The 20412-nt window shown below is 35.1% G+C and carries 18 protein-coding genes and 1 tRNA gene; all 19 read left to right on the top strand.

Annotation, left to right across the window (positions count from 1 at the left end; all coding sequences use genetic code 11):
• Positions 1-23 precede the first annotated feature (23 nt).
• Complete coding sequence (gene dapB / locus J4771_RS05230; protein WP_224137140.1) at positions 24-725, top strand: 4-hydroxy-tetrahydrodipicolinate reductase; 702 nt, start codon at positions 24-26, stop codon at positions 723-725.
• 159 nt (positions 726-884) lie between these two features.
• On the top strand, positions 885-2534 hold the full coding sequence (lepB, locus tag J4771_RS05225; protein ID WP_224137139.1) for a signal peptidase I: 1650 nt from the start codon (positions 885-887) through the stop codon (positions 2532-2534).
• Positions 2535-2746: 212 nt separating this feature from the next.
• Entirely contained in the window at positions 2747-3358 is a 612-nt protein-coding gene (locus J4771_RS05220; RefSeq protein ID WP_224137138.1) for a WbqC family protein, read from the top strand.
• 6 nt (positions 3359-3364) lie between these two features.
• Complete coding sequence (locus J4771_RS05215; RefSeq protein ID WP_224137137.1) at positions 3365-5095, top strand: S8 family serine peptidase; 1731 nt, start codon at positions 3365-3367, stop codon at positions 5093-5095.
• Between the two features lie 106 nt (positions 5096-5201).
• A complete protein-coding gene (locus tag J4771_RS05210) occupies positions 5202-5696 on the top strand; it encodes a lipocalin family protein (RefSeq protein ID WP_224137136.1) in 495 nt (164 codons plus the stop codon).
• Between the two features lie 59 nt (positions 5697-5755).
• Positions 5756-6448 (top strand): OmpA family protein, encoded by a 693-nt coding sequence (locus J4771_RS05205; RefSeq protein WP_224137135.1) that lies wholly within the window; start codon positions 5756-5758, stop codon positions 6446-6448.
• An 89-nt stretch (positions 6449-6537) separates the two neighbouring features.
• Complete coding sequence (locus tag J4771_RS05200) at positions 6538-7422, top strand: decaprenyl-phosphate phosphoribosyltransferase (protein ID WP_224137133.1); 885 nt, start codon at positions 6538-6540, stop codon at positions 7420-7422.
• On the top strand, positions 7422-8738 hold the full coding sequence (locus J4771_RS05195) for an FAD-binding oxidoreductase (RefSeq protein WP_224137131.1): 1317 nt from the start codon (positions 7422-7424) through the stop codon (positions 8736-8738). The genes J4771_RS05200 and J4771_RS05195 overlap by 1 nt, the downstream gene beginning before the upstream one ends.
• A 50-nt stretch (positions 8739-8788) precedes the next feature.
• A complete protein-coding gene (locus J4771_RS05190; RefSeq protein ID WP_224137129.1) occupies positions 8789-9514 on the top strand; it encodes an SDR family NAD(P)-dependent oxidoreductase in 726 nt (241 codons plus the stop codon).
• A 41-nt stretch (positions 9515-9555) separates the two neighbouring features.
• Entirely contained in the window at positions 9556-10143 is a 588-nt protein-coding gene (locus J4771_RS05185) for an HAD-IB family hydrolase (protein WP_224137126.1), read from the top strand.
• A gap of 51 nt (positions 10144-10194) precedes the next feature.
• The gene (locus tag J4771_RS05180; protein ID WP_224137116.1) at positions 10195-11370 is read left to right on the top strand and encodes a cysteine desulfurase family protein; all 1176 of its coding nucleotides are present in this window, start codon (positions 10195-10197) and stop codon (positions 11368-11370) included.
• A gap of 65 nt (positions 11371-11435) precedes the next feature.
• Positions 11436-11753 (top strand): thioredoxin, encoded by a 318-nt coding sequence (gene trxA / locus J4771_RS05175; RefSeq protein WP_224137113.1) that lies wholly within the window; start codon positions 11436-11438, stop codon positions 11751-11753.
• A gap of 130 nt (positions 11754-11883) precedes the next feature.
• Positions 11884-11960, top strand: a tRNA-Asp gene (locus J4771_RS05170).
• Between the two features lie 242 nt (positions 11961-12202).
• Positions 12203-13459, top strand: coding sequence for a site-specific integrase (locus J4771_RS05165; RefSeq protein WP_224137111.1), 1257 nt, complete (start codon positions 12203-12205; stop codon positions 13457-13459).
• 73 nt (positions 13460-13532) lie between these two features.
• On the top strand, positions 13533-13943 hold the full coding sequence (locus tag J4771_RS05160; protein WP_224137108.1) for a DoxX family protein: 411 nt from the start codon (positions 13533-13535) through the stop codon (positions 13941-13943).
• A gap of 65 nt (positions 13944-14008) precedes the next feature.
• On the top strand, positions 14009-15052 hold the full coding sequence (locus tag J4771_RS05155) for a sensor histidine kinase (RefSeq protein ID WP_224137106.1): 1044 nt from the start codon (positions 14009-14011) through the stop codon (positions 15050-15052).
• Positions 15053-15745, top strand: coding sequence for a LytR/AlgR family response regulator transcription factor (locus J4771_RS05150; protein ID WP_224137104.1), 693 nt, complete (start codon positions 15053-15055; stop codon positions 15743-15745). It abuts the gene before it with no gap.
• Positions 15746-15874: 129 nt separating this feature from the next.
• On the top strand, positions 15875-18895 hold the full coding sequence (locus tag J4771_RS05145) for a SusC/RagA family TonB-linked outer membrane protein (RefSeq protein ID WP_224137102.1): 3021 nt from the start codon (positions 15875-15877) through the stop codon (positions 18893-18895).
• 11 nt (positions 18896-18906) lie between these two features.
• The gene (locus J4771_RS05140) at positions 18907-20343 is read left to right on the top strand and encodes a SusD/RagB family nutrient-binding outer membrane lipoprotein (protein ID WP_224137100.1); all 1437 of its coding nucleotides are present in this window, start codon (positions 18907-18909) and stop codon (positions 20341-20343) included.
• Positions 20344-20412 lie beyond the last annotated feature (69 nt).

The raw sequence follows: 20412 nt of genomic DNA, 5'->3' as shown, positions 1-20412 counted from the left end.
TCAAATAATATCAAACAAAATATATGAAGATTGCATTAGTTGGATACGGAAAAATGGGTAAAATCATCGGTGAAATTGCCGAAAGTCGTGGTCACGAAGTTGTAGCAAAACTGAACGAATCTCCAACTTTGGAAAACCTGAACAATCCCGATGTGGTCATAGAGTTTTCTAATCCTGAAGTGGCTTTTAACAATATTAAAATTTGCCTCGAAAATAAAATTCCGGTAGTTTGTGGAACAACAGGTTGGCTCGACCAAAAACCTGAAATCGAAAAAATTGCAACCGAAAACGAGACTGCATTTTTATATGGTTCAAATTTCAGTTTGGGCGTGAATTTGTTTTTTGCCTTAAATGAAAAGTTGGCAGATTTGATGAAAAACTTCTCTGAGTATAAAGTTCAGTTGGAAGAAATTCATCACACCCATAAAAAAGACGCACCAAGTGGAACTGCGATTTCTTTGGCAGAAGGAATTATTAAAAACGACCATCGTTTCGACGCTTGGAAATTGGATGAAACCAAAGGAAACAAACTCGGAATTTTTGCCATTCGCGAAGATGAGGTTCCCGGAACGCACAGTATTTTCTACCGAAGCGAAGTGGATGAAATAGAAATCAAACACACCGCCTTCAATAGAAACGGATTTGCTTTAGGAGCAGTCATTGCCGCAGAATGGATTCAAGGAAAAAAAGGAAACTTTTCAATGAAAGATGTACTTTTTTCATAATTAATAAGCAATCAGCAATAGGTAATAAATTTGATGTTTTTAGAATATTGCTCATTACTAATTACTCATTGCTCATGTTTTGTAACAAAAGCCACAACTAATAAACTAATCTAAACACAACGCCGAAAGCAAATTGCTGAACGCTGAAAGCCAAAAAATATGAATTACTTTCTAATCTATTCCGTTTATGTTATCATTCTTTCACTATTGATGGGGATTTCAACGTGGAAATTGTTCAAAAAAATGGGTTACAATCCGCTTTTTGCGTTTGTGCCGTTTTACAATTATTTCATCATTCAGAAAGAAACCAAGCATCCGAAATGGTGGGTTGCAATGGCTTATCTTCCGATTGTGGGACCGATTATGATGACGGTTTTTCATTTGTTTTTAATGAAACATTTTGGGAAATCGGGTTTTACACAAAAATTATTGACCGTAATTCTTCCGTTTATTTACATGGCAATTGTGAATTATTCAAAAGATGCAGAAGTTGAAACCGAAGACGAACTTTATTTAACCGAAGACGAAAAAAAGGAGAAAAAGAAAGAATCCTTTCTTGGTTCCATCACCTTTGCGGTGGTTTTTGCAACCATCATCCACGTTTTCTTAACCCAGCCTTTTGGAATTCCGACAGGTTCAATGGAAAGAACACTTTTAGTTGGAGATTTCCTTTTTGTAAACAAATGGAGTTACGGTTATAGAATGCCGATGCGACCTTTAGCAATCCCTTTTTTGCAGGGAACAATTATGGATACAGGTCAAAAAGGAAATCCTAAAGACGACCCAAAATCTTACGTCGATGCGGTGAAGCTCCCATATTCAAGATTGTTGCAATTCAACAAGCCGCAGAAAAACGATATTGTCGTTTTCAATTATCCGCAAGATTCGGTGCACACAGCGATTGACAGAAAAGATCCTTATGTGAAAAGATGCGTCGCAGTTGCAGGAGACGTAATTGAAATGAGAGCGGGACGCCTTTTCGTCAACGGAAAAGCTGAAACCGTTTTAGGCGATCAAAAAGTACAGCACAAATACATTGCGCAAACTGGCAGTCAATTAGATGTTCCTGCTTTGTACAACAAATACGGATTTTTGCCGCTTCAGGAAATTCAAACTCAAAACGGTTACCTTTATGATTTTCAAGGTTTGACGGATGAAACTGCGAAAGAAATAAAGGCGCTTCCACAAATTATTAAAATGGAAGAACACGTTTGGCCAAAAGATTCTGCGGCGGTTGGTTATAAATTAAATGCAGAAAGAGATGCGTACACCAAGAAAATCGACACCACTCAATCGATTTTCCCCATCAACAAAAAGTGGAACCAAGATTGGTACGGTCCTTTAAAAATCCCGAAAAAAGGAGATGTGGTGACTTTAAATCAAGAAACTTTACCTGAATATCAGTGGATTATCTCCGAATACGAACACAACAAACTCGAAAACAAAAACGGAAAAATTTTTGTCAATGGTCAGGAAACCAATAAATACACCATCAAACAGGATTATTATATGATGATTGGTGACAACCGCGATGCTTCTTTGGATGCAAGATTTTTCGGTTTCGTTCCTGAAGAAAATATCGTCGGAAAGCCTATGTTTACTTGGATGAGCGTGGAAGGATTGTTTAAAGACGCCGGTTCGTCTTATCAAGCGCCGACCAAAATTCGTTGGGACAGAATGTTCAAGGCAACAAATACGGGAGAAGCCAACAAAACTTCCTATTGGTGGGTTGCTGTTTTGGTTTTGGTGCTGTTTTTCGGTTGGGATTACATCATGAAATTATTCAAGAAAAAAGAAACAGAAGAGTAGATTTTTTAGGAGCTGTTTCCCGCTTTCACTACTCGCTTTTTTGCGCCAAGCTAATATCATCGCAAGCAAAAAGAGCTCAAACACGCCGTTCAATCGGGGCTAGAAAGAAGTTCTGCGATTAAATGAAAGTTTGTCAATCATCAATAGGAACGGGCTTTAGCCCGTTTTTTTAGAAAGAAAAATCTTTGGCTTTAGCCAAAATTTATTAAAAAATGAAAATATTATTACCCCTATTTTATCTCCCGCCAATTTCATGGTTTTCCGAATTTTTAAAGGAAGAAAACGAAATCATTTTAGAACAGTTTGAAAATTTTCCGAAGCAAACTTATCGCAACCGATGCAATATTTATGGAGCAAACGGAAGATTGTCATTAATTATTCCAATAAACCATAACGGAAAAAGAGTGTTGAAAGAACTTGAGATTTCGGACAGAGAAAATTGGAGAAAACTTCATTGGAAATCGATAAAGACAGCTTATCAAAGTTCCCCTTACTTTGAGTTTTACGAAAATAAAATGGAAGATATTTTCAGTTTTCAAACAAATTCTTTAGTTGAATTTAACTTGAACGCTTTAAAAATCATCCAAAACATTCTGAAAACAGAAAAGGCATATTCTTTGAGTGATGAATATGTCAAAAATTTTGAAGGTGAAGATTTCAGGGAAAAATTTTCAGCAAAACAGGCGTCAGAATACGCAATGGATGATTATTATCAAACTTTTTCCGATAAGATGGGATTTGAGAAAGACCTTTCAATTCTTGACCTGATTTGTAACAAAGGACCCGAATCTTTGACTTATTTAAAAAATATCAAAACAAAATAATATAATATGAAAAAAATACTGATTGCGGCTTGTTTTATGACAGGTTTTGCATCTTTTGCACAAACTGCGGAAACGACTTTAGACCCGATGAAAGATAAGGATTTGATGACTTGGTATCATAAAGATTTTTCTGCGGCAAATGTTTACGGAGTAAATACTCAAAATGCATACAAATATTTGGAATCGAAAGGTTTGAAACCAAAACCCGTGATTGTTGGAGTTCTAGACAGTGGAGTAGAAGTTGACCATCCAGGTTTAATCAAAAACATGTGGAAAAATCCAAACGAAGTTCCAAACAACGGAAAAGACGATGACGGAAACGGCTACATCGACGATGTTTACGGATGGAATTTCGCAGGTGGAAAAAATGGAGATGTAGATGTTGATAACATGGAAGTTACGCGTGTCGTAAAAAAATACCAACCGATTTTTGAAGGAGCAAATTCAGCGGCCAACAAAGCAAATCAGGTAAAAATGCCAGAAGAATTTGCAATGTACATGAAATCCAAAGATCTTTTCAACAAGAAAAGCATTGAAGCAAAACAAGGTTACGAAACGTATTCAAGAATTCAGAAAATGATTCCGGGTATGGTTGCCATGTTAAATGGTCAAAATTTAACTCCCGAAGTTGTTGCTGCAATTAAACCAACCACTCAAGAACAGGCAATGGCAGCTTCAGTTTTGGGGCAAATTGCACAAGATCCCTCTGTGAAAGGAAAATCTCCTGCGGAAGTTCAGAAATTTTTGGATGCTCAAATGAAGGAAGCTTTGGATTATTATGGTCCACAAGCTACAAAACAGTATAATTTAGATTACGATCCACGTGCAGAAATCGTGGGCGATAATTACGAAGATTATACCCAGAAATATTACGGAAACAACCATTTCGAAGGTCCTGACGCAAAACACGGAACTCACGTTGCCGGAATCATCGCAGGTTATCCGCAAGGAAATGAAATCCAGTACGGAGTGGGTTACAAAACGGCAAAAATTATGACTGTTCGTGCCGTTCCAGATGGTGATGAAAGAGATAAAGATGTTGCAAACGCAATTCGTTACGCAGTTGACAATGGTGCGAAAATCTTAAACATGAGTTTTGGGAAACCTGTTTCACCGGGGAAAAATGTAGTTTGGGATGCTTTCAAATATGCTCATGACAAAGGTGTTCTTTTGGTGAAAGCAGCAGGAAACGAAAATGAAAATATTTTTGAGAGTCAGTATTTCCCAACCAACTTTAAAGATGTTAATGACGCGAAACCATTCATCAATAACATGATTGTTGTAGGAGCTTCCACCAATGACAATGAATTTTTGAGAGCAAATTTCTCCAACTATAACCAAAAAATGGTGAATGTTTTTGCGCCGGGAGAAAAGATTTATTCAACGGTTCCTGATGGAAAGTATGAATATCTTCAGGGAACTTCGATGGCTTCTCCGGTTGTAGCAGGAGCAGCTTCGGTTCTCTTAGCTTACATGCCGAATTTGAAACCGGAACAAATTATTGAATCTTTGGTAAAAACCGTAAATAAATCTTCTGTAAATGCGATGATTAATTCAAACACCAACAACAGATTCGATTTGATTTCTGAAGCAGGCGGAGTAATAGATTTGAGAAAAGCAGCGGAATATGCTTTCACAAATTTCTACAAAGCTTCACCATCACAGAATGATACAAAACCTACAATGGTTAAAAAAAATGTGAAAAAGCCAGTGAAAAAAGTGGTAAAAAGAAAATAAAGTGAAGATCACTATTTAATAAAGTCCGTTAATTTGGACTTTTTTTGTGGTTTTAATTAAAATGGCACGGTTTTTTGTAAATATTAAAACAATTAATATTACTACTATGAAAAATTTATTACTTAGCGGAATTTTGGCGGCGGCTTTCACCGTTTCTTGTTCCGGTGTGAAAAATGCAAAAACTGCACAGGAAAACAGAGCCGAATTTCTAAAATTGAAAGGTGATTGGGAACTCACAAGTATTGATTACGACAAAAACTTTAAAGTAAAACCATTTGATGAAGGTGCAGATGCACAATGTTTCGTAGGAAGTCACTGGACTTTAATCCCTAACAACTGGACTGGTTCCTACACTTTAAATGGTGGTGGTTCATGTCCAAGTGTAGTAATGCCAATTAAATTTGAGGTAGTAAACGGAAATGAATTCAAATTCAAAAAAATTCTTGAAGGTTCTAAAGCAAAAGCAGTAACTCAAGGGTATTCATTAACTTTACAAAACCAAACAACAGATCAATTTTCTTTGGTCGATAATGTAATGTCTGCTGGTCAAAACGTTACAATCGTATACAATTTTCAAAGAACTTCAATGAAAACAAAATAGAATGGTAGAAGTCTGTTTAGATTTCTTCATTTAATTAAAGAATAATAAAATTTCAAATTATGAAACTTTTTAACAAAACAAATATTGCTGCACTTTTCATCTCAACTTCGTTGGTAATGACAAGCTGTGAAGCAGTGAAAAATTCAAACAACCAACAAAGAGGGACCGTTATTGGTACTGCAGCTGGAGCTGTAATCGGAGGTGTTTTAGGGAATAACATAGGTAAAGGAGGAAACGCTCCAATCGGAGCTGTTCTAGGTGGGGTTGTTGGTGGAGTTGCTGGTAATGTGATCGGCAGAAAAATGGACAAACAAGCCAAGGAAATTAAGGAAACTTTACCAGGAGCGGAAGTAGAAAGAGTTGGTGAAGGTATAAAAGTGACTTTAAAAGAAAACATGGTTAACTTTGCCTTCGATAAATCAGATCTTCAACCATTGGCAAAGGCAAATTTGGATAAACTTGCAGAAGTTTTGATCAACAATCCGGACACTAACATCAATATTTATGGTTATACCGACTCTAAAGGTACCGATGAATATAATTTAAGTTTGTCGGACAGAAGAGCAGCGTCTGTAAAAGCTTACCTTATTTCGAAAGGTATTGCTTCAAGCAGAATGAACACAATGGGAATGGGTGAAGCAAGTCCAATTGCAAGCAACGATACCGAAGCAGGTAGAGCTCAAAATAGGAGAGTGGAGTTTGCAATTACCGCTAATGAAAAGATGATCAACGACGCTCAAGAAGGTAACTAAACCCCAAATTATATCAACAATACTTAAATCCGCTCGGGCGGATTTTTTTTATTTAAAATTCATTAATTTTGTAGCTGATTATAACACGGATGGCGAAATATCTCAAACTATTAAGGATTGAACAATGGGTGAAAAACTTTTTCGTTTTTGCACCTTTGTTTTTTTCCGGCAATATTACCAACTTAGGCCTTTTGATGAAAAGCATTTTTGCTTTTGTGGTTTTTTCGCTCGCAGCCAGTTCTATTTACATCATCAACGATTATTCGGATATTGAATCGGACAAAAAACATCCTGAAAAAAAGAATCGTCCTTTGGCAAGCGGTGCGATTTCCAAAAGCGGTGCAATAGGAATATTGCTTTTTGTTATTGCAATTGGTGTAGGCCTGATATTTTTTGGTGAACAATATTTCCATCAAAATTTCTGGAAGTTTGCCACCATCATTATTTTTTACTTTCTAATGAACATTGCTTATACTTTTAAGCTAAAGCATGTTGCCATTGTAGACGTCTGCATCATAGCTATTGGTTTTGTATTGCGGGTTTTAGCGGGAGGTTATGCAACTGGGATTTTCATTTCACAATGGGCGATTTTATTAACTTTTGTTCTGGCGCTGGTTTTGGCGATCGGAAAAAGAAGGGGAGAGCTCATCAATGCGCAGATTTCAGGCAGAACCAGAAAAGCTCTCGACGGTTACAATGTTCAGTTTGCAGACATTGCGCTTTCTATTAGCTGCGCTTTGGCGATTGTTTGCTATTTGATGTTTACGCTTTCGCCAGAAGTTCAGCAGCGTTTTCACCCACGTGTTTTTTATACGGTGATCTTCGTGGTTTTTGCTTTTTTACGATATCTGCAGCAGACTTTAGTGTATAATAAAACCGAATCCCCCACAAAAATTATCTATAAAGACAGGTATATTCAGGGCACTTTAGTACTCTGGCTGGTTGCCTTTTTACTTCAAATTTATTTCAAATAATGAAACCGAATTTTACACAGAAAGTCACGAATTGGGGAAATTTTCCGGTCGTGGAAAAAGAAGTAAAGTCTGAAGATTCTCTACAGAAAATCAAAGATTTCGTAAAATCAAACAACGAAATCATCGCACGAGGAAACGGAAGATGTTACGGTGACGCATCACTTTCAGAGCACATTTTTTCTACCAAAAGACTAAACAAGTTCATCAGTTTCGATCGCCTAAATGGAATTATTGAGTGTGAATCGGGCGTTTTGCTTTCAGACATTTTGGAGGTCGTTGTTCCACAGGGATATTTTTTGTATGTAACACCGGGAACAAAGTTTATTTCCGTTGGTGGAGCAATTGCATCCGATGTTCACGGTAAAAATCATCATGCAGAAGGCTGTTTTTCAGAGTATGTTATAGAATTTAGTTTGCTGAACGAAAACGGTGAAGTTTTAAAATGTTCCAGAGAAGAAAATTCTGAAAAATTTTGGTCAACAATTGGTGGAATGGGACTTACTGGAATTATCCTTTCCGCAAAATTCAAGCTAAAGAACATTGAAACCGCCTACATAAGACAAGAAAGTATCAAAGCGGAAAATTTGGACGAGATTTTCAAACTGTTTGAAGAAAGTGAATCCTGGACTTACAACGTCGCTTGGATTGATTGCTTACAAACCGGAAAAAATATTGGCAGAAGTATCATGATGCGTGGTGAACATGCATTTAAGCATCAATTGCCAAAAAAACTTCAGGAAAATCCTTTAAGACTGAAAAAGAAATTTAGCCCAACCGTTCCTTTTTATTTCCCCAATTTTGTTTTGAATAATTTGACGGTAAAACTATTTAACTTTCTGTATTTCAATAAACAACGCTCCAAAGAAATTAAGAATTATATTGATTACGAAACATTCTTTTATCCTTTGGATGCAGTTAATGACTGGAATAAAATTTACGGAAAAACAGGTTTCATCCAGTACCAAATGGTGATTCCGAAAGAAAAAGGAAAGGAAGGTATGAAGCGTATTTTAGAAACCATCGCCAAAAGTGGGAACGGTTCTTTTTTAGCAGTTTTAAAACTTTTCGGAAAAAATAATCCAGAAGCTTATAATTCATTCCCATTTGAAGGTTACACTTTGGCTTTGGATTTTAAAGTGAATTCAAAACTGAAAAATTTGGTAGAGAAACTTGATGCAATCGTGGAGGAATTTGGAGGAAGAATATATCTTACCAAAGATTCCATGAGCAAATCTTCGTTGACGAACTATCTGCAAAATGTTCAAAACCCGAAATTCGTTTCACTCCAACATAAAAGAATTATTAATAACAATTAGTAGGTATTGAGCAATTACCAAAATTACTCATTGCTTATTACGCATTACTCATGATTATACTCGGAAGCAATTCAGAAGTCGCACAATCCTTTGTAGAAAAGGTTTTGGAAGCAGGTGGAAAATATTCAACCATTTTTCTTTTTACTTCCAATAAGGAAACTACGGAGAAATTTGCAAAGCATATTGATGTAAAATATTTTCAGCAATCTGAAATCATCGAACTCGATTTGATGAAGGAAATCGACTACACGAAATTTGACGACATCACTTCTGACCTGCTTTTCTGCGCAACCGGTTATCTGGGCGAAGGAACAGAAGAAGGACTTTACGACAATAAAAATACAGAAAGAATCATCGATATCAATTACGCAAAACTTGTTCCCGTTCTCAATTTCTTTGCCGAAAAAATGGAAAGACAACGCTCAGGAAACATGATTGTTTTATCATCTGTTGCAGGTGATCGGGGAAGACAAAGCAATTTCATCTACGGAAGTGCAAAAGCGGGATTAACTGCTTATTTAAGTGGATTGAGAAATTATCTTTACGATAAAAAAGTCCACGTGATGACCGTAAAACCTGGGTTCATGGACACGAAAATGACAGAAGGTCTGCCTCTAAATCCCAAACTCACTGCAACACCAAAACAAGCAGCGGAAAGTATTTATAAAGCATATAAAAGTCAAAAAAACGTGGCTTATGTTTTGCCAATTTGGTCAATCATTATGTTGATTATTAAAAACATTCCAGAATTTATTTTTAAGAAATTGAAGCTGTAGATTCACAAAATATATTACTCATTGCTCATTGCTTATTACTGATGAAAAAGTTGTATTTTTTTGATTTTGACGGAACTTTAACCTACAAAGACACCATGTTTTTGTATCTTAAATTCTACAATTCCGCGAAATTTAATTTTCAGTTTCTGAAACATATTCCGCTTTTTATTTTATTGAAATTAAAATTAGCCAGTGCCGAAAAAGTTAAAAAAAGCTTTATTTCATCCATTTTAAAAGGGCAATCAAAAACAAAAATCGAAGAGAAATCTCAGCAGTTTTTTGAAAAATATTATCCCGAGATCATCAGAGAAAACGCCATAGAATTCATTCAAAATATTGACAGAGAACATACGGAAAGCTATCTCGTTACTGCTTCTCTCGATATTTGGGTAAAGCCATTTGCAGAAAAATTTAAGATGAATTTATTGGCAACAAGAGCAGAATTCAAGAATGATATTTTCACTGGCAATTTTGTGGGAAATAATTGCAACGGTGGAGAGAAAGTTCATAGGATTAAGGAAGCGCTTCAAGGCAAAAAATTCGATAAAACAATTGCTTTCGGAGATACTTCGGGAGACAAGGAGATGCTAGAATGGGCAAATGAAAGTCACTTTGAATTTTTTCATTAAATTAGTTCCCGAAAAATTTCACAAATAAATCAGTTTTTCAATAAAAGTAAAATGGATAAAATATATTTGGATAACGCAGCAACAACGCCGCTTTCCGAAGAAGTAATTGATGCAATGGTGGACGTGATGAAAGTGAATTTCGGTAATCCGTCATCAACGCACAGTTTCGGCCAGGAAGCGAAAATTCTTATTGAAAACGTAAGGAGAGAAGTTGCTGATTATCTTCACGTTACTCCCGCCGAAATCATTTTCACCAGCTGTGGAACCGAGTCCAATAATATGATTATCAAATCCTGCGTCAATCATTTGGGGGTGGAAAGAATCATTACTTCTCCAATGGAACATAAATGCGTTGCAGAAACGGTTTTGGACATGAAGAAAAGACGGGGAGTTGAGGTGGTTTACCTTCGTCCTGATCAGAAAGGGGATCTTGATTTAAATAAATTAGAGGAACTGCTGAAAAATTCTGAAAAGAAAACTTTGGTGAGTTTAATGCACGCCAACAATGAAATAGGAAACTTGATTGACCTAAAAAAAGTAGCAGAAATCTGCAAAGAAAACAAAGCGCTTTTTCATACTGACACGGTACAGTCGATGGCGCACATGAAATTGGATTTTTCTGAAATTCCTTTAGATTTTGCTTCATGCAGCGCGCACAAATTTCATGGTCCGAAAGGAATCGGTTTTGCTTTTGTAAGAAAATCTTCAGGTTTAAAGGGAATTATTACTGGTGGACCACAGGAAAGAACTTTAAGAGCAGGAACCGAAAACGTTTGCGGAATTGTAGGTTTAGGTAAAGCTTTGGAAATTTCATTGAACAATATCACCGAATACGCTTCATACATTCAAGCAATTAAAGATTATACAATTGAGCGATTAAGTGCAGAAATTCCAGGAATTAAATTTAATGGAAGAAGCGCGGAAAAAGATAAAAGTTTATACACTCTTGTAAGTGCATTGCTGCCTTTCAAAGACCCAATGATTGGATTAAAGTTGGATATGAAAGGAATAGCAGTTTCACAAGGAAGCGCGTGTTCATCTGGTGCGTCAAAACCATCTATGGTCATGATGATGATTCTGGATGAGGAAGAAATGCAGAATTCAACACCGTTGCGAATTTCTTTCAGTCATCTGACAACAACGGAACAAATTGATGTTTTGGTGGATGCCTTAAAAGAAATTTCTTCATCCTTTGAAATAGAAAAAACAAATTTTGAACATAGATAAACCGCGTTAAAAATTGGCAGGAAAGTTGTAAATTTGCGTAAGAATTATAATTAAAAAATAGAAAAATGGCATTAGAAATTACAGATCAGTCATTTCAGGAGATGGTTCTGAATTCAGATAAACCAGTATTGGTTGATTTTTGGGCAGTTTGGTGTGGACCATGTAGAATGTTGGGACCGATTATTGAGGAAGTAGCGGCAGATTTCGAAGGAAAAGCGGTAGTTGGAAAAGTAGATGTGGATAACAATCAACAAGTTTCTGTAGATTATGGCATCAGAAATATTCCCACAGTTTTGATCTTCAAAAATGGTGAAGTAGTTGATAAAATTGTAGGAGTTGCACCGAAAGAAACCATTGCGGAAAAACTTTCTGCACATTTATAGAAAATAATTTACTTGAAAATGAGTGCTTTCCTTTTTTGGAGAGCATTTTTTTTGGAAATTATTTGTGGGATATGATAAAAGTTGTATTTTTGCACTCACCAAAAAGAAAGAAACCATATTTCTTGAGGAAGATCCGGTAGTTCAGCTGGTTAGAATGCCGCCCTGTCACGGCGGAGGTCGCGGGTTCGAGTCCCGTCCGGATCGCCACTTAAAAGGCAAAACCTTACAAAACCCTTTAAATCGTATGATTTAGAGGGTTTTTGTTTTTTCGGCATCATAAAAATTACAATTTTTTGCATTTCGTAGGGGATAAATTCGGTTACCCAAAATATTGCCTTATTAGGGTAACCGAATTTATCAGAAACTACCTGTTTATGGGCTGTCCAATAATTGAACGTCTTGTAAATAGGAGTCTTTTGAATTAATTTTAATCCTATAAAGTCACCACTATGAATGCCAAAATTTCTATCCTCTTCTATGCGAAGAGAGCCAAAGCCAGCACTTCTGGTTTAGTCCCAATTTATTTGCGAATCACAGTTGACGGAACACGTATAGAAATCAGTTCCAAACGTTTTATAATGCCCGAAAAATGGAGCCAAAAGCAATGCAGGATGAAAGGCAATTCAGAAGAAGCAAGAGCTCTAAATGCGTATCTTGACATCCTTAAAGGAAAAGTATATGATGCACAGAGGGAAATCGTGCAGGGAGGAAACCTAGTTTCTGCAGAAACGCTCAAAAGTAAATTGCTTGGTACGGAAATTAAGAAAAGAATGCTCATCCCAATTTTCCAGGATCATAATAACCGAATGGAAAAATTAGTTGGTAAAGAATTTGCGAAGGGGACACTTGGGAGATATCAAACCTGCATAAGCCATACAAAGGAATTTCTGAAGTGGAAATTCAATATTTCTGATATTGACATAAAGAAAATTGATTATGCATTCCTTAATGATTTTGAATTTTATCTACGAACCGAAAAATCCTGCAATAATAATTCTGCAGTAAAGTATTTGAAAAATTTTGGGAAAATTATCAGAATTTGTTTGGCAAACGGTTGGCTTGAAAAAGATCCTTACCTCAACTACCCTTCAAAATTTAATGAAGTGTCCAGAGCTTTCCTCAATGAAAAAGAATTAGAAAGCCTTATGAATAAAGATTTCAAAAATGAAAGACTTTTATTGGTACGCGATATTTTTCTTTTCAGTTGCTTTACAGGTTTGGCTTATATTGATACTCAAAAATTAACTCAGGATAACATCAACCTTGGTCTGGATGGAAATAAGTGGATTTTCACCACTCGTCAGAAAACCAAAACAACTTCCAACATACCTTTGCTTCGGCAAGCGGAAGATATTATTCAAAAATACAAGGAACACAAAACCTGTCTCAATACCGGAAAGCTTTTGCCGGTTCTAAGTAATCAAAAAATGAATGCTTACCTCAAGGAAATAGCGGATTTATGTGGAATTAATAAAGAATTAACGTATCACATTGCCAGACATACTTTTGCTACTACGGTTACCTTATCAAATGGTGTTTCTATTGAAAGTGTAAGCAAAATGCTTGGCCATAAAAGTATCAAAACAACGCAGCATTATGCGAAAATCTTAGATGCAAAAGTGAGTGAGGATATGCAAAAACTTAAAAAAATCTTATATCAAAAAGAAGAGAAATCTGAAAAACTTAAACGAAAAATTTCTTTGTAGATGTAAACAAGTTATTTGTATTTGTTTTGCAATCAAACATTTAAACAGATTTATTTTTGAAATAAAAAATAATATGATTAATTCATTTTTTATTAGATTTTCACTTGCAGTTATAATGGCAATGCATGCAATTCCCTCATTTTTAACAGGAAGTGTTGTAGAGTTTGGCAATAATTTTTTAGCAGGACAAGGATTTGGCAGTTTTGGTTTACCCCTTGCTGTTTTAATAAAGTTAGTTCATCTTACTACCATTCCACTACTTTTTCTAAATAAATATATTAAATTAATTTCAGTCCTAAATATTCTTATTTTAGTAGCTGGAATTATTATGATTCATGCGGCTGAAGGTTGGTATGTTGTAGGTGGAGGAAGCAACGGTGTTGAGTTTAACTTTCTACTTATATTTTGCTTTCTGTCTTTCATTTTTCCAAAAGGATTATATAATCTCAAATTACATTCGTGGATTAAAAAACGTAGTTCGTAGATTTGAACCCTAATTTGAAGAAAGAAAAATCATTTTTGTAAGTTTAAATGTAACAGTAAGATATTTTGGAATTAAAGAGAAAAATAAAATATCATTTCTATTTTTGGTTGGCATATTTTGTATTTGAAATAAATGCCCAATTTCTTTATTTACAAGAAGTGTTTAAAAACTTTTCGTTGCAAAAGACTTTATATCTTTCTATCATATCCGAATTTTCTTTTTTGATTACTGAAATTCCTGCATTCTATTTTATTCTTGCGATTGTAGATAATAAATTTAGAAGTTTAAAAAATGTTTATTTAAAATTTTCTGCAACCATTTTAGTTTTTGTAATTTTCATAATATTATATAGGGTTTTAAGCCATGATTTAATATACCCTTACTATTTTAATGTTCAAGAGGAAATTTCTAGATTTTCCCAGTTTGGAATTTTTACTGCTTTAATGAATGTTGTTTTTGCAGTAGCTATAGGATTAGGTTTTGAGAAATTTATCCAGCAAAACGAAATGCAAAAAAAATTGACCGAAATTTCAAAAGAAAAATCAGATGCAGAACTTAAATTATTAAAAACGCAGATAAATCCACATTTTCTTTTTAATACACTTAATAATATTTACGGTTTATCTCTCAAAAAGTCAGAAGATACTCCAGAAATTATTTTGAAGCTTTCCAAAATAATGAGATATAATATTTTTGATTCAGCAAAAGATAAAGTTTCGGTGCAGAAAGAAATTGAAAATATACAGGATTTTATTGATATCCAAAAAATTAGGCATAAATCTGTAAATGTAGAATTTAATCATATCATTGATAATAGCTCACAGGAAATTTCACCATTAATTTTGCTTCATTTTGTGGAAAATGCCTTTAAACATGGAGCATCAGAAAGCAGGTTCAATTCTTTCATAAAAATTAATTTGAAACTTGAAAACCAGATTCTGTTTTATGAAGTAGAAAATTCTAAAGAACATAATGTTCACAAAGACAGTACAAAAATAGGGCTCAACAATATCAAAAGACAGTTAGAATTGTTATATCCCAAACATAGTTTATCAATTAACGACGCTGAAGATCTCTATTTTGTTACCCTCAAAATCCTTTTTGAATAAATGAACCCCCAAAAAAAATACAGCTGCATCATTGTGGAAGATGAGCCAATCGCAGCAGAAATTATAGAAAACTTTGTAAAGCAGGACAAAGAACTGAATTTGGTCGGGAAAAGCTCAGATGTAGTGCATGCAAGTAATCTTCTCCATATTCATAAAGTAGATTTGATTTTTTTGGATCTGCATTTGCCCGTCATAAAAGGATTCGATTTTTTAAGAAAAATGAAAAATCCTCCTTTCGTAATTGTTACTACGGCTTATCATGAATATGCAGTTGAAAGTTACGAACTTGACATCGTTGATTATTTAATGAAGCCAATTCCTTACAGTAGATTCCTTACCGCAATTGGAAAATTCAAGCACTTTGCAGAGGCAGAAGAAGCATTGTTGGAAATTGCTGACCGTGATTTCATCTATATAAATATCGGCAAAAAGAAAATTAAAATTTATTTGGATGATATTTTCTATATCGAGAGTTTTCGTGAGTACATCAATATCCATACTAAAGCCGAAATTTACATTGTAAAAATGCCAATAAGTAGAATTGAGGAGGTATTGGATAAAAAGTATTTTGTCCGCATCCATAAATCCTATATTGTTTCTACTTCCAAAATTCAAATGAAATCAGCATCCGAAATTCAGGTGGATGGTAAAAAGTTGCCAATTGGAAGAACCTACAAACCGGTAATTTTATAAATAAATCTTAACAATCAGAACACTTTCTAATATTCATAGCCAATTAAAGGCAGTTTGTAGATATTTTTTCTTTATTCCTTAACAAATTTTGAATTTTGGTTAACAATAATTTAACAAAAATTCAAAATCATGAAACATCAACTAAAGATTATTGGTATCGCTGTCAGTTTTTTTCTAGGACAAAATTTTACTTCAGCCCAAGAAAAGGACACTCTGAAAACCCAAAATATTGAAGGTGTAGTTGTAACCGCTTTAGGAATAAAACGAGAAAAAAAATCACTCGGGTATTCCACACAGGAAGTTAAAGGTGATGATCTTAACAAAACTCCAACTACAAATTTTCTAAACAACCTATCAGGAAAAGTTGCAGGACTTGAAATAAAGCAATCTACAAATTTTGGCGGATCCATTAATGCCGTTTCAAGGGGTTACAAAAGTATTTTGGGAAATAATCAGGCACTCTTTGTGGTAGATGGAGTCCCTATTATTAATAACAATATCAATTCAAATTTTCAGCAAAACGGAGGTGGTGGTTATGATTATGGCAGTCCCGTTTCAGATATTAATCCTAGCGATATAGAATCTGTAAATGTTTTAAAAGGTGCTGCTGCAACTGCATTGTATGGTTCTAGGGCACAAAACGGTGCAATTATTATCACAACAAAAAAAGGGAAAAAGAATAACACCGGCATAGGATTAGAGTTTTCTAGTTCTATTACAGTTTCTGCAGTCGATAAAGCAACTTTTCCGGAATATCAAACACAATATGGTCAAGGTTATTTAGGGGATGTTTTTGCAACTTATCAAGGAAGTCCAAGAGCATTATTTGGACATGATGCATCTTACGGTGCACCTTATGATCCAAATTTAATGGTGTGGCAATACGATGCATTTATTCCTGATTCACAAAATTACGGCAAAAAGACACCTTGGGTAATGGCAAAAAATGGTCCGATTACTTTTTTCCAGAAAGGAACTAACCAGGTAAATAATATCGCTTTTAGCGGAGGTACTGATAAAGCATCTTTTAGATTAAGCTATGCTAATACCAATGCCACCGATATTCTACCAAATTCTTCATTAATGAAGAATAATTTTGGTGGAAACGCATCTTACAAACTGACAGAAAAGCTTACTGCAAGCATCTTTGCAAATTACATCACTCAAAATACGAAAGGAAGAAATTCTACCGGTTATGGCGATAATATTATGACCAATTTTCGTCAATGGTGGGCTACAAATGTGGATTTAAAAACCCAGCAGTATCTATATGAAAATTTTAGAAAAAATTATACGTGGAACATTAAAAGCGTTTCTAATCTTGCCCCACAATATTGGGATAATCCATACTTTCAGAGATACGAGAATTATCAGACGGATAACCGCGACCGTTTTGCCGGAAATTTCAGTTTGAGTTATGATGTTTCGAAAGATTTTAACATTCTTGGAAGAATGGGCATTGATGGATATAATATGATGATTGAAGAAAGAAGAGCCGTGGGTTCTGTTCCCGCATTTTTTAGTTTTAATCCTTTGGAGCAACCATCTGGTTATGCGGTTACAAATTTAAGGTTCAGAGAAACAAATTATGATGTAATTGCAACCTACAAAAAAACGTTTTTAGATGATTTTAATTTGCAGGCAATTTTAGGGGGAAATATTAATGTCCAGACAAATTATTCAAACGCACAGACAACTTCTGGAGGTTTATATATTCCTAATCTTTATACAATTTCAAACTCTGCTGCAACTCCGGAAAAACCGATTATTTCGGACACATCAAAATATATTTATGGTGCTTTTGCACAGGCTTCTTTAGGGTATAAGAACACATATTATGTTGAAGGAACTTTTAGACGAGACCAATCAACGGCCCTGCCTTCGGAAAAATCTGTTTATTACTATCCATCCGTTTCGGCAAGTATTGTGTTTTCAAATTTAATCAAGGAAAAGTGGCTGAGTTTCGGAAAAATAAGAGCCGCTTATGCAGAAGTAGGCTCTGATACAGGAGCAGACCAGTTGCGAAACAGGTATATTGTGCAGTCGGCATTTGGAGAATCTCCGGTATATTCATTTAATACCACCTTAAGAAATGCAGATTTGTTGCCACAAAAATTAAAAAATTTAGAGGTGGGAACCAATGTTCAGTTATTCAATAACAGATTTGGTTTTGACGTTTCTTGGTTCCGCAATATTGCTTTTGACCAAATCTTGCCTTTGCCAATTTCGCTTGCTAATGGCTCAATCAGTAAAATACAAAACACGGGAGAACTTACAACGAAAGGTTTTGAAGTATCATTAAATATCACGCCTCTTAAATTCGATAACTTTAACTGGGATGTGAATCTCAACTGGTCTAACCCGAGAACTAAAGTTACACAGTTAAGAACTGGTATCGAAAATATCACAATCGGTAGTTTGCAGGGAGGAATTACGATAAATGCACCTTTAAACGGAGATTATGGAAGTATTTGGGGAGCAGACTTTGTATATGATCCAAATGGCAACAAAGTCGTTGGCGAAAACGGCGCTTATCTTTCAACTCCCGATACAAACCATGATTTGGGAAGTTTTCAGGCTGATTTTATTGCGGGTCTGAATAATAGTTTTAAATATAAAAACTTCAATTTCAGTTTCCTTATCGATTGGAAAAAAGGTGGTAAAATATTTTCTTTAGACCAATACTATGGCTACGGAACCGGTATTTATGCAGATTCTGTAGGTCTAAATGATTTGGGGAATCCTATCAGAAATGAATTGAGTAATGGAGGCGGTGTTATTCTGCCAGGTGTAATGGTAGATCCAAACAATCCGAATAATTATATTCCGAATACAATCCGTTTAGACAGATCTATGTCTAGTCAGGTTTTAGGAACGGATCCACCAACAGCGGCATTCGTTTACGATGCGAGCTATATAAAACTAAGAGAAGCGTCACTTTCCTATACTTTCGACAAAAAAGTTTTGGGTAACACCTTTATTCAAGGGTTCACATTAGGCCTATCAGGAAGCAATCTTTGGATTATTCATAAAAATCTTCCTTATGCCGATCCAGAAGCCGGGTTGTCTTCCGGAAATATCCAGGGATATCAATCTGGTGTAATGCCAACAACCCGAAACTATTCCTTTAATCTAAAAGTAAATTTTTAAAAGTTAAAAAAATGAAAAACAAGATAATTTTGTCAATCCTTTTGGGAATTTCACTCTCAAGTTGCACAAGGGATAATGTAAACGAAGATCAGCACGCAACATATGATGTAACATCTGAATCTCTTATAACTTATGCAGAAAAAGAATTGAGTGACTTCCTGAATACACCGAATGTAAATGAAAATAATTTCAGGCTAACCATGCAATATTGGCAAGAGACTACGTATGTAAATGAAAGCAATTACGATTTCACCAATAGAAATGTTGCCAACAATATTTGGACCGATAATTATGTAAATGTTCTCAATAACTTAAATAAAGCAAAGGAATTAATTGCGAACTACCAACCAACACCTTCAGAACTTGCTTCCTGGCCTGTTAAAAAACAAAACCAATTGGCAATCTCAGATATAATGATGGTTTTCACATATCAAACTTTGGTAGATATTCATGGTGATATTCCTTATACGCAGTCCTTAAATAATGCAGAATTTCCACTTCCAGTTTATGATAATGACTCCGATATTTACCCGAAACTCATAACGAGATTAAAAGAGGATATTTCTAAATTGCAAACTGGTGGCGCATTTGGAACGGGTGATGTTTTTTATAATGGAAATATCGGGAAATGGAAAAAATTTGGAAACTCTTTACTGCTCAAACTAGGGATTGCATTAGCAGATGTAAATCCTACTTTGGCACAGACTACCATTTCTGACGCGATTTCTGGCGGCGTTATTACTAATGTATCAGATAATTGTCAGTTTGCTTACTTATCAACTTCGCCAAACTACAGTCCAGTTTACGAAAATGTGTATGCAAAAAACAGAGACGATTATTTTGCCGGAAAACCATTTGTAGATTACCTTAACGCAACTTCTGATGCAAGAATTTCAAAATATTTTCAAGATGTTAATGGTTCTTATATTGGGCAGGTTATTGGCCAACCTGGAGAATTTGCCGATTTTTCTGCACCTGGAGAATTTGCTTATACTCCAACAACTCCAGGGAATATCATAACCGCTACCGAAGTTGCATTTTATCTATTAGAAGCATCTGCAAGATTTGGAATTGCAGGAAACCCCTCAGATTTATATACTTCTGCCGTTACTTATTCATTTTTGGAGTGGGGCTTTACATCTTCAGATGCACAAAACTATATAAGTAATCATCCATATAATTCTACAAATTGGAAAAAATCGATTGGTGAACAAGCTTGGGTTGCCATGTACAGTCAACCTTTAATCTCTTGGAATTTTTACCGAAGATTAGATTATCCACAATTGCAGGCGCCTTCTACAGCAAATCCAAATGCTGAAGGTAAAGTGCCGGTAAGATTGCAGTATCCAACTTTGGAAGCAACTACAAACGGAACCAATTACAGTAATGCTTCCGCGGCAATAGGTGGTGACAAACTAACAACAAAAGTTTTTTGGGATAAATTTTAAAATGCCATAGTTTCTTAATATCAAATTAAATTTTTCACCCACTATGGTTAATCCGCTCCGTAAAGCGGA

The organism is Candidatus Kaistella beijingensis (assembly GCF_020084865.1).
Taxonomy (GTDB): domain Bacteria; phylum Bacteroidota; class Bacteroidia; order Flavobacteriales; family Weeksellaceae; genus Kaistella; species Kaistella beijingensis.
Note: the sequence above shows the minus strand (reverse complement) of the source record. Positions and strands in the feature narration are given on the sequence as shown.

What these genes read in the sequence shown, in the direction of transcription:
- dapB (WP_224137140.1), top strand. Translation starts at nt 24, where the DNA reads ATGAAGATTGCATTAGTTGGATACGGAAAAATGGGTAAAATCATCGGT.
- lepB (WP_224137139.1), top strand. Translation starts at nt 885, where the DNA reads ATGAATTACTTTCTAATCTATTCCGTTTATGTTATCATTCTTTCACTA.
- J4771_RS05220 (WP_224137138.1), top strand. Translation starts at nt 2,747, where the DNA reads ATGAAAATATTATTACCCCTATTTTATCTCCCGCCAATTTCATGGTTT.
- J4771_RS05215 (WP_224137137.1), top strand. Translation starts at nt 3,365, where the DNA reads ATGAAAAAAATACTGATTGCGGCTTGTTTTATGACAGGTTTTGCATCT.
- J4771_RS05210 (WP_224137136.1), top strand. Translation starts at nt 5,202, where the DNA reads ATGAAAAATTTATTACTTAGCGGAATTTTGGCGGCGGCTTTCACCGTT.
- J4771_RS05205 (WP_224137135.1), top strand. Translation starts at nt 5,756, where the DNA reads ATGAAACTTTTTAACAAAACAAATATTGCTGCACTTTTCATCTCAACT.
- J4771_RS05200 (WP_224137133.1), top strand. Translation starts at nt 6,538, where the DNA reads ATGGCGAAATATCTCAAACTATTAAGGATTGAACAATGGGTGAAAAAC.
- J4771_RS05195 (WP_224137131.1), top strand. Translation starts at nt 7,422, where the DNA reads ATGAAACCGAATTTTACACAGAAAGTCACGAATTGGGGAAATTTTCCG.
- J4771_RS05190 (WP_224137129.1), top strand. Translation starts at nt 8,789, where the DNA reads ATGATTATACTCGGAAGCAATTCAGAAGTCGCACAATCCTTTGTAGAA.
- J4771_RS05185 (WP_224137126.1), top strand. Translation starts at nt 9,556, where the DNA reads ATGAAAAAGTTGTATTTTTTTGATTTTGACGGAACTTTAACCTACAAA.
- J4771_RS05180 (WP_224137116.1), top strand. Translation starts at nt 10,195, where the DNA reads ATGGATAAAATATATTTGGATAACGCAGCAACAACGCCGCTTTCCGAA.
- trxA (WP_224137113.1), top strand. Translation starts at nt 11,436, where the DNA reads ATGGCATTAGAAATTACAGATCAGTCATTTCAGGAGATGGTTCTGAAT.
- J4771_RS05165 (WP_224137111.1), top strand. Translation starts at nt 12,203, where the DNA reads ATGAATGCCAAAATTTCTATCCTCTTCTATGCGAAGAGAGCCAAAGCC.
- J4771_RS05160 (WP_224137108.1), top strand. Translation starts at nt 13,533, where the DNA reads ATGATTAATTCATTTTTTATTAGATTTTCACTTGCAGTTATAATGGCA.
- J4771_RS05150 (WP_224137104.1), top strand. Translation starts at nt 15,053, where the DNA reads ATGAACCCCCAAAAAAAATACAGCTGCATCATTGTGGAAGATGAGCCA.
- J4771_RS05145 (WP_224137102.1), top strand. Translation starts at nt 15,875, where the DNA reads ATGAAACATCAACTAAAGATTATTGGTATCGCTGTCAGTTTTTTTCTA.
- J4771_RS05140 (WP_224137100.1), top strand. Translation starts at nt 18,907, where the DNA reads ATGAAAAACAAGATAATTTTGTCAATCCTTTTGGGAATTTCACTCTCA.